The organism is Streptomyces sp. NPDC057623, from assembly GCF_042800355.1.
In the GTDB taxonomy this organism is placed as follows: Bacteria; Actinomycetota; Actinomycetes; order Streptomycetales; family Streptomycetaceae; genus Streptomyces.
The window spans coordinates 38676-47502 of sequence record NZ_JBHVGZ010000036.1 but is presented as its reverse complement, the minus strand read 5'-3'; the positions used below and the strand labels follow the sequence as shown (position 1 = coordinate 47502).

9 protein-coding genes are annotated in these 8827 nt (G+C 66.1%); 7 read left to right on the top strand and 2 right to left on the bottom strand.

Going from position 1 to position 8827, the window contains the following annotated elements; all coding sequences use genetic code 11:
• The first annotated feature begins 268 nt into the window (after nt 1-268).
• Nucleotides 269-847 (top strand): hypothetical protein, encoded by a 579-nt coding sequence (locus tag ACFU95_RS30320; protein ID WP_383833681.1) that lies wholly within the window; start codon nt 269-271, stop codon nt 845-847.
• Between the two features lie 58 nt (nt 848-905).
• Here ACFU95_RS30320 and ACFU95_RS30315 read toward each other — a convergent pair whose 3' ends face one another.
• Nucleotides 906-1211: a ferredoxin gene (locus ACFU95_RS30315; protein WP_383833678.1), complete on the bottom strand. Its 306-nt coding sequence runs from the start codon at nt 1209-1211 to the stop codon at nt 906-908.
• Nucleotides 1212-1456: 245 nt separating this feature from the next.
• On the opposite strand from ACFU95_RS30315, the gene arc reads away from it, so the two are divergent.
• The 6 genes from arc to prcA all read left to right on the top strand — a co-directional run bounded on the left by arc (nt 1457) and on the right by prcA (nt 7662).
• Nucleotides 1457-3223: a proteasome ATPase gene (gene arc / locus ACFU95_RS30310; RefSeq protein ID WP_383833675.1), complete on the top strand. Its 1767-nt coding sequence runs from the start codon at nt 1457-1459 to the stop codon at nt 3221-3223.
• 244 nt (nt 3224-3467) lie between these two features.
• Nucleotides 3468-4979, top strand: coding sequence for a depupylase/deamidase Dop (dop, locus tag ACFU95_RS30305; protein ID WP_383833672.1), 1512 nt, complete (start codon nt 3468-3470; stop codon nt 4977-4979).
• Nucleotides 4980-5178: 199 nt separating this feature from the next.
• Nucleotides 5179-5397, top strand: a complete 219-nt coding sequence (locus ACFU95_RS30300) for a ubiquitin-like protein Pup (protein WP_019757212.1) — start codon at nt 5179-5181, stop codon at nt 5395-5397.
• Nucleotides 5398-5522: 125 nt separating this feature from the next.
• The gene (locus ACFU95_RS30295) at nt 5523-6035 is read left to right on the top strand and encodes an endonuclease VII domain-containing protein (protein ID WP_383833669.1); all 513 of its coding nucleotides are present in this window, start codon (nt 5523-5525) and stop codon (nt 6033-6035) included.
• Nucleotides 5987-6832: a proteasome subunit beta gene (gene prcB, locus ACFU95_RS30290; RefSeq protein ID WP_383833666.1), complete on the top strand. Its 846-nt coding sequence runs from the start codon at nt 5987-5989 to the stop codon at nt 6830-6832. Before ACFU95_RS30295 ends, prcB begins: the two co-directional genes overlap by 49 nt.
• 59 nt (nt 6833-6891) lie before the next feature.
• A complete protein-coding gene (prcA, locus tag ACFU95_RS30285; RefSeq protein WP_383833661.1) occupies nt 6892-7662 on the top strand; it encodes a proteasome subunit alpha in 771 nt (256 codons plus the stop codon).
• Between the two features lie 72 nt (nt 7663-7734).
• Here the strand turns inward: prcA and ACFU95_RS30280 are convergent, their stop codons facing one another.
• Nucleotides 7735-8751 carry a LacI family DNA-binding transcriptional regulator gene (locus tag ACFU95_RS30280; RefSeq protein WP_383833658.1) on the bottom strand — a complete coding sequence of 339 codons (1017 nt, stop codon included), beginning with the start codon at nt 8749-8751 and terminating at the stop codon, nt 7735-7737.
• Nucleotides 8752-8827: the final 76 nt, after the last annotated feature.

Sequence of the window (8827 nt, the reverse complement as noted above, 5' to 3'; positions counted from 1 at the left end):
TGTCTTCCCCCCTCTCCCCCCACCACTTCATCTTCTTTGTGTTCCCTCCCCCACCCCCCCCTCGCCCCCCCCCCCACAGCGCCTTTCTGTTGGCCCGACACCGACAACCCGCAAATCCGAACGTCGCACAACACCCGCGCGCCCCCTGCGCACCCCCAACCACCGAACACCAGCACCGGAACTCCACCCCCGCCGTTCCCCCGCACTGTGACGTGTGGCACCATGCTGGCCACCCCCACCGGCACAGCCCTCACAGGAGACGCTCCTAGTGCAGCAATCCGCCGTCCCGGAACTGGCACACACCCACACCCGCCCCATCCACTGGCTCGCCACCGCCACAGCGGTCGCCGGCGTCGTGGCCCTCTCCTCCGTCCTGCAGCCCAACTCGGCGACAGCGGCCCAGACAACCGGCCCGGACGCGAAACACGCCCCCGCGGCCCTCGCGCCCCCCGACCCGGCACACGCCGACTTCCCGCTCGAATGCGGCCCGGTGAAAGCGGTCGTGGTCAAGAAGGCCACCGGCGACCTCGACGGCGACGCCAGCCCCGAAACCGTGGTCGTCGTCCACTGCGACGCCCCCATGGGAACCCCGCCCGACGGCATCTACGTCCTCACCCACAGCACCGGGACAGCCACACCCCGCGTCGTCGCCACCCTCGTCGACCCGAAGAACAGCACTACCGTCAGTGACGTAGCGGTCCGCGACAGAGCCGTCACCGCCGACCTGCTCAGCTACTCGTCCGACGACGTACCCCGATGCTGCCCCGACGTGAAGAACAGCGCGAAGTGGCAGTGGAAAGACGGCACGTTCATCCGCTCGACACCCGCCGGCGCCCACAGCGTCTGACCCACGCCACCAGCACCTGTGAGAAATCAGACAGTCGTAACACCCCGTACGCGCAAGGTCACTCGGCGTCCGGACCGTACACCTCGACCTTGTCCGAAACGCGACGCACATGGATGCACTCGCCCGGACATTCCTTCGCCGAGTCCACCACATCCGTGAGAAGCGGCAACGGCACGGGCGTTGTGGCCCCGTCGGCCTGCAAGAGCTCGTCCCCCGCGCCCTTCACATAGGCCAGACCATCGATGTCCAGCTCGAACACCTCCGGCGCGTACTGGGCGCAGATGCCGTCACCAGTACAGAGATCCTGATCGATCCAGACCTCCAGCGCCCCACCATCGACCCCGGCCGCCTGCTCCACGCTCATCTCTCCTGCCATCGACTACGTCGAGCCGAACGGGAATCCGGCCAGCTCTGACGGGTGTTGAACGCTTCGAGCCTACCTGTGGCGGCTTCCCAATCATGTTCGGTGGGTATTCCCCTGGCGTGAGGGAGAGCGCAAGGGTGAAGATCGGACACACCTCGACAGTCTTTGTGATCTAGGGGTTTCAATCGACACCCACCCAGGTAGGGTCTGGAAGCGTCCAGCTCCCCTTGGAGGAGGTGAGGACCGTGGCAGCCCACGACGACGACATGAACCGCGGCATCCGCCCGGGACGAGGGTCCGACGACCCGGCCGGGCAGATCGCCTACCTTGAGCAGGAGATCGCCGTCCTGCGACGCAAGCTCGCCGACTCTCCGCGGCACACGAGGATTCTCGAAGAGCGGATCGTCGAGCTGCAGACAAACCTGGCCGGCGTGTCAGCACAGAACGAACGACTCGCCAACACGCTCCGTGAGGCTCGCGACCAGATCGTGGCCCTCAAGGAAGAAGTCGACCGGCTCGCACAGCCACCGGCCGGCTTCGGTGTCTTCCTACAGGCCCTCGAAGACGGCACCGCCGACATCTTCACCGGAGGCCGCAAACTCCGCGTGAACGTCAGCCCCAGCGTCGACCTCGAAGACCTCCGGCGCGGCCAGGAAGTAATGCTCAACGAAGCGCTCAACGTGGTCGAAGCCATGGAATACGAGAGCGTCGGCGACATCGTCACCCTCAAGGAGATCCTCGAGGACGGCGAACGCGCCCTCGTGGTGGGGCACACCGACGAGGAACGGGTGGTACGGCTCGCCGAGCCGCTGCTGGACGTCACCATCCGACCCGGCGACGCCCTCCTGCTCGAACCCCGCTCCGGCTACGTCTACGAGATCGTTCCCAAGAGCGAGGTCGAGGAACTCGTCCTCGAAGAGGTCCCCGACATCGGCTACGAGCAGATCGGCGGTCTGGGCGGCCAGATCGAGATGATCCGCGACGCCGTCGAGCTCCCGTACCTCTACCCGGACCTGTTCAAGGAGCACGAACTGCGCCCGCCCAAGGGTGTCCTCCTGTACGGGCCCCCCGGATGCGGCAAGACACTCATCGCCAAGGCCGTCGCCAACTCACTGGCCAAAAAGGTCGCCGAAGTCACCGGACAGGCCACCGGCAAGAGCTTCTTCCTCAACATCAAGGGACCCGAGCTCCTCAACAAGTACGTCGGCGAGACCGAGCGGCAAATCCGCCTCGTCTTCCAGCGCGCACGTGAGAAGGCCAGCGAGGGCACACCCGTCATCGTCTTCTTCGACGAGATGGAGTCCCTCTTCCGTACCCGTGGCTCGGGTGTCAGCTCGGACGTGGAGAACACCATCGTCCCGCAGCTGCTCGCCGAGATCGACGGCGTGGAAGGCCTGCAGAACGTGGTCGTGATCGGCGCCTCCAACCGCGAGGACATGATCGACCCCGCCATCCTGCGCCCCGGCCGCCTGGACGTGAAGATCAAGATCGAACGTCCCGACGCCGAGGCAGCCAAGGACATCTTCGGCAAGTACCTCACAGAACGCCTCCCCCTGCACCCCGAGGACCTCGGCGAGCACGGCGACAGCAGGACGACCACCGTCCAGAGCATGATCCAGACCGCCGTCGAGCAGATGTACGCCGAATCCGAGGAAAACCGCTTCCTGGAAGTCACCTACGCCAACGGCGACAAGGAAGTCCTCTACTTCAAGGACTTCAACTCCGGAGCCATGATCGAAAACATCGTGGGCCGCGCCAAGAAAATGGCGATCAAGGACTTCCTCGAGCACAACCAGAAGGGTCTCCGCGTCTCCCACCTCCTCCAGGCATGCGTGGACGAGTTCAAGGAGAACGAGGACCTGCCCAACACCACGAACCCGGACGACTGGGCCAGGATCTCCGGAAAGAAGGGCGAACGGATCGTCTACATCCGTACCCTCATCACCGGAAAGCAGGGCGCAGACACCGGACGCTCCATCGACACGGTGGCAAACACCGGTCAGTACCTGTAAAAGACAGGGCGGCTGCGGGTGCCCCCACCGGGTGCCCGCAGCCGACTGTTTTTCCGGCCACTGCCGGAACAAAGGCGAGCAACGCAATGACGCAAATGATCTCCCCACCAGCGCAAAGGCGTTCTAGGCTCTTCCATACCGCCGAGTCGCGCAGTGCGGGGACGGGCACCGCACACGCACCGGAGCGCCAGCGGTACTTGAGCGGAGCCCCCGACCGAGGGCGCCGCCGGGCAAGGAGGGCCGCATGACCGTACGGCGAGTAATGGGCATCGAGACGGAGTACGGGATCTCCGTCCCCGGCCACCCCAACGCCAATGCCATGCTCACCTCATCCCAGATCGTCAACGCCTACGCGGCGGCGATGCACCGGGCCCGACGGGCCCGCTGGGACTTCGAGGAGGAGAACCCGCTGCGGGACGCGCGAGGCTTCGACCTCGCCCGTGAGGCCGCCGACTCCAGCCAGCTCACCGACGAGGACATCGGCCTCGCCAACGTGATCCTTACCAACGGAGCACGCCTCTACGTCGACCACGCACACCCCGAATACAGCGCCCCCGAGGTCACCAACCCGCGGGACGCCGTCCTCTGGGACAAGGCCGGCGAACGCATCATGGCGGAAGCCGCCGAGCGGGCCGCCCAGCTCCCCGGCGCCCAGCCCATCCACCTCTACAAGAACAACACCGACAACAAGGGCGCCTCCTACGGCACGCACGAGAACTACCTCATGAAGCGGGAAACCCCCTTCTCCGACATCGTGCGCCACCTCACGCCCTTCTTCGTCTCCCGCCAGGTCGTCACCGGAGCAGGCCGCGTCGGCATCGGCCAGGACGGCCATGAACACGGCTTCCAGCTCAGCCAGCGCGCCGACTACTTCGAAGTCGAGGTCGGGCTGGAGACCACACTGAAGCGCCCGATCATCAACACACGCGACGAGCCGCACGCCGACGCGGAAAAGTACCGCCGCCTGCACGTGATCATCGGCGACGCTAACCTGTCCGAGATCTCGACCTACCTGAAGCTCGGCACCACAGCGCTCGTCCTGTCCATGATCGAAGACAGCTTCATCGCGGTGGACCTGGCCGTCGACCAGCCCGTACGCACCCTTCACCAGGTCTCACACGACCCGTCACTCCAGCGGCTCATCACACTGCGCAGCGGCCGCACACTCACCGCGGTCCAGCTCCAGATGGAGTACTACGAACTCTCCCGCAAGTACGTCGAGGAGCGCTTCGGCGCCGACGCCGACGAACAGACCAAGGACATCCTGAGCCGCTGGGAGGACACCCTCAACCGCCTGGAGAGGGACCCCATGAGTCTCGCCGGCGAACTGGACTGGGTCGCCAAGCGCGAACTCATGGAGGGCTACCGACGCCGCGACGACCTCGACTGGGACGCCGCAAAGCTCCACCTCCTCGACCTCCAGTACGCCGACGTACGCCCCGACAAGGGCCTCTACAACCGCCTTGCGGCCCGAGGCCGCATGAAGCGCCTCATGGACGAGGAATCCGTCGTAAGGGCCAAGGCCAAGCCGCCGGAGGACACCCGCGCGTACTTCCGCGGACGCTGCCTGGAGCAGTACGCCGACGACGTCGCCGCCGCCTCGTGGGACTCGGTCATCTTCGACCTCCCCGGCCGCGACTCCCTCCAACGCGTTCCAACCCTCGAACCCCTTCGCGGAACGCGAAATCACGTCAAGGAGCTCCTGGACCGCTGTCGCACCGCGGAAGACCTGGTCAGGGTCCTGTCAGGCAACTGAGGGGTACACGAACGACACCGACCGGACGTCGGCCGAACAGGGTGGAAAACCCGGCGTCCGGGAATCATCGAGATGGCCCCCGTACGTTGCGGAAACTGCGGGGCCGATGTCAGACCCGGCTTGTAGGGTCTGATCATCACCGATCGGCAGGAAAGCCGACCTGCCGACCATGTCGGGCGAAATGAGCGGGGTGAGGGATATGGCAACCAAGGACACCGGCGGCGGACAGCAGAAGGCCACGCGCTCTACTGAGGAGGTCGAGGAGCAGGCGGCGGAGACGCAGGCTTCCGAGGACCTCAAGGAGCGGCAGGAGAAGCTGAGCGACGACGTCGACTCGGTTTTGGACGAGATCGATGACGTACTCGAGGAGAATGCCGAGGATTTCGTGAGGTCCTTCGTTCAGAAAGGTGGCCAGTAGGTCACTTCTGCCTTCGATTCAAAGGTGAAGGCTGGGAGAAGTTCGGGGTGAACGAAGAGTCATCGAGACGCTGTTCGCGGTGCAAGCAGCACTTGCCGCGTGCGGCGTTTGCGAGCAACAAGTCGATGCCCGATGGCCTCCAGGCGTACTGCCGGGAGTGCGCCGCTGAGTACTACCGGCAGCGTCAGGAGGCCAAGGGGAAGAAGGTCCGGGAGAAGGTTTCGGTCCCGCCAGGGCACAAGCGCTGTCCGCAGTGTGAACAGGTGAAGTCGCACTCTGAATGGGAGCGCAACAAGTCCACGTCGGACGGTTGGTCGAGCTACTGCCGTGCCTGCCGGGCGGAGCGGAACCGGGTCAGCTACTTCAAGCGCAAGTACGGCCTCACAACCGCGGAGTTGGACGCGCTGGTTGCAGAACAGCAAGGCATCTGCTGTATATGCCTTGCCGCCCCGGCGGAGCATGTGGATCACTGCCACGAGACGGGTAGGGTCCGTGGCGTACTGTGCTTCAGCTGCAACGCCGCACTGGGGCAGTTCAAGGATCGGCCCGACGTCATAAGGCGGGCTGCTGCTTACGTGGAAGGAATCGCGTGGAAGCCAACACTCGTAGCACCGGGCGTCTACCAGCTGCCTTCCTGACGCCTGGGTCGTCCTCGTTCATGGACTTTCTCTCGGAGCACCAGCCCGAGATGCTGCCCGGTAATCGTCAACTGCCGCCCACGCAGGGCGTGATCGAGGCGCCGCACGGCACCACGATCGTGGCGGTGACGTTCCCCGGGGGTGTCGTGCTCGCCGGTGACCGTCGCGCCACCATGGGCAACGTGATCGCGCAGCGGGACATCGAGAAGGTGTTCCCGGCGGACGAGTACTCGGCCGTCGGTATCGCCGGTACCGCCGGTCTGGCCGTCGAGATGGTGAAGCTCTTCCAGTTGGAGCTGGAGCACTTCGAGAAGGTCGAGGGTGCGCAGCTGTCCCTCGAAGGCAAGGCGAACCGGCTGTCGACCATGATCCGGTCGAATCTCGGCATGGCGATGCAGGGGCTGGCCGTGGTGCCGCTGTTCGCGGGGTACGACGTCGACCGGGCGAGGGGGCGGATCTTCTCCTACGACGTGACCGGTGGCCGTTCCGAGGAGCAGGGGTACGCCGCGACCGGCTCCGGTTCGATCTTCGCGCGTGGGGCCATGAAGAAGCTTTTCCGTGCTGACCTGACCGAGGCCGAGGCCACGACGCTCGTGGTGCAGGCTCTGTATGACGCGGCTGACGACGACTCGGCGACCGGTGGTCCCGATGTCGCCCGCCGGATCTACCCGATCGTCACGGTGATCACTGACGACGGTTTCCGCCGGCTGGGGGATGAGGAGTCCTCTGAGATCGCCCGTTCCATTCTGGAGCGGCGTCTGGAGCAGCCTGACGGCCCGCGGGCCGCGCTGCTGTAGCGGCGGTTCGGTCTTATCTAGGTGATCCTGTGACTTCGACAGAAAGGGACGGATAACCGGTGTCGACGCCGTTCTATGTCTCCCCCCAGCAGGCCATGGCCGACCGGGCGGAGTACGCCCGTAAGGGCATCGCGCGTGGTCGCAGCCTGGTCGTGCTGCAGTATGCCGACGGCATCGTGTTCGTCGGCGAGAACCCGTCCCGTGCGCTGCACAAGTTCAGCGAGATCTATGACCGGATCGGTTTCGCGGCCGCCGGTAAGTACAACGAGTACGAGAACCTGCGGATCGGTGGTGTGCGGTACGCCGATCTTCGTGGTTACACCTATGACCGTGATGACGTGACGGCCCGTGGTCTGGCGAACGTCTATGCGCAGACGCTGGGCACGATCTTCTCTTCGGCGGCGGAGAAGCCGTATGAGGTGGAGCTGGTGGTCGCCGAGGTGGGTGAGACGCCTGAGGGTGACCAGATCTATCGGCTGCCGCATGACGGTTCGATCGTGGATGAGCACGGTTCGGTCGCGGTGGGTGGTAATGCCGAGCTGATCAGCAATTTCCTTGATCAGCGGCATCAGGACGGCATGAGTCTCGCGGAGGCTCTGAAGCTGGCGGTGCAGGCTCTGTCGCGCGAGTCGAACGGCACGCAGCGGGAGATCCCCGCGGAGCGTCTGGAGGTCGCGGTGCTGGACCGGACGCGTCCGCAGTCGCGGAAGTTCAAGCGGATTGTGGGTCGTCAGCTGGCCCGGCTGCTTGAGGCCAATGGTGCGTCCACTGAGGCCGAGAGTGCTGACAACGGGGAGGACTCCGAGGAGTCCGGTGGTTCCGAGGAGTAGTCCGCCCCCGCTGTGTCTGCGTGGTGCCCCGCCGAGCCGCTCGGTCGGGGCACTGGCGTTCCTGGGGTGGGCTTACGGCGCGCTGGGCGGCGCTGTGGAGCCTCGTACGACGAGCTCGACGGGGATGTCGCCCTCCTCGGGTTCGCGGCCTTCCAGGACCGCCAGGAGGGCTTGCATGCCGCGTTCGCCGAAGAGCTCGGCGTCCAGTCGGACGGTGGTGAGTTCGGGGTCGATGGCGGTGGCGAGGGCGAGGTCGTCGAGGCCGGTGATGGAGAGGTCGTCGGGGATGCGCAGTCCGAGGCGGCGTGCGGCTTTGTAGGCGCCGGCGGCGAGTTTGTCGTCGTCGCAGACGAGGGCGGTGGGGCGGGGGCCTTCGGCGGCGAGCGCGGTTTCGGCGGCAGTGCGGGCGTCCTCGATGGAGATGGGTGCGCGGACGGTGCGCAGTGAGGTGCCGGGGACGTCGCCGACTCGTGTGGCCAGTTCGTGTGCGCGTACTTCGAAGGTCCAGGAGGGCACGTCGGCGGCGAGGTGGAGGAAGCGTCGGTGGCCGAGGCCGAGCAGGTGGTCGGTGACTTGGCGGATGCCGTCGGTGATGTCCAGGTTGACGGTGGCGGCGCCGAGGCTGCCGGTGGGGTCGCTGTCCAGCATGACCAGGGGCAGCTGGTCGCCGCGGATGGTGGTGAGGGCGTCGGCGGCCATGGAGGAGGCGATGACGCCGTCGAGGGCGGCCTGGGCGGAGGCGAAGGGGTCGCGGGCCGGGCCGATGCCTTCGGGGGAGGGGTAGAGGACGACGCCGAAGCCGTGTTGGGCGGCGATGCGGGCGGCGCCGGTGTAGACGCCGGCGAAGAATTCGGTGGTGAGAGCGGGGACGACGAGCAGGACGGTGCGTGTGTGGCCGAGGCGTAGGTTGCGGGCGGCGAGGTTGGGGCGGTAGCCGAGTTCGCGGGCGGCTTCGCGGACGCGTTCGGCGGTGGTGGCGGAGACGCGTCCGCGCCATTTGTCGCCGAGTACGAGGGAGACCGCGGCCTGGGAGACGCCTGCTGCCTGGGCGACGTCTCGGCTGGTGGGGCGGGTGCTGCCGTGTGCCACCGTCCGCCTGCTCCTTCGTCTGGACTCGTGAACAGCGCACATGGTACGTATGACGGAGGACGTTATACGTAAAACC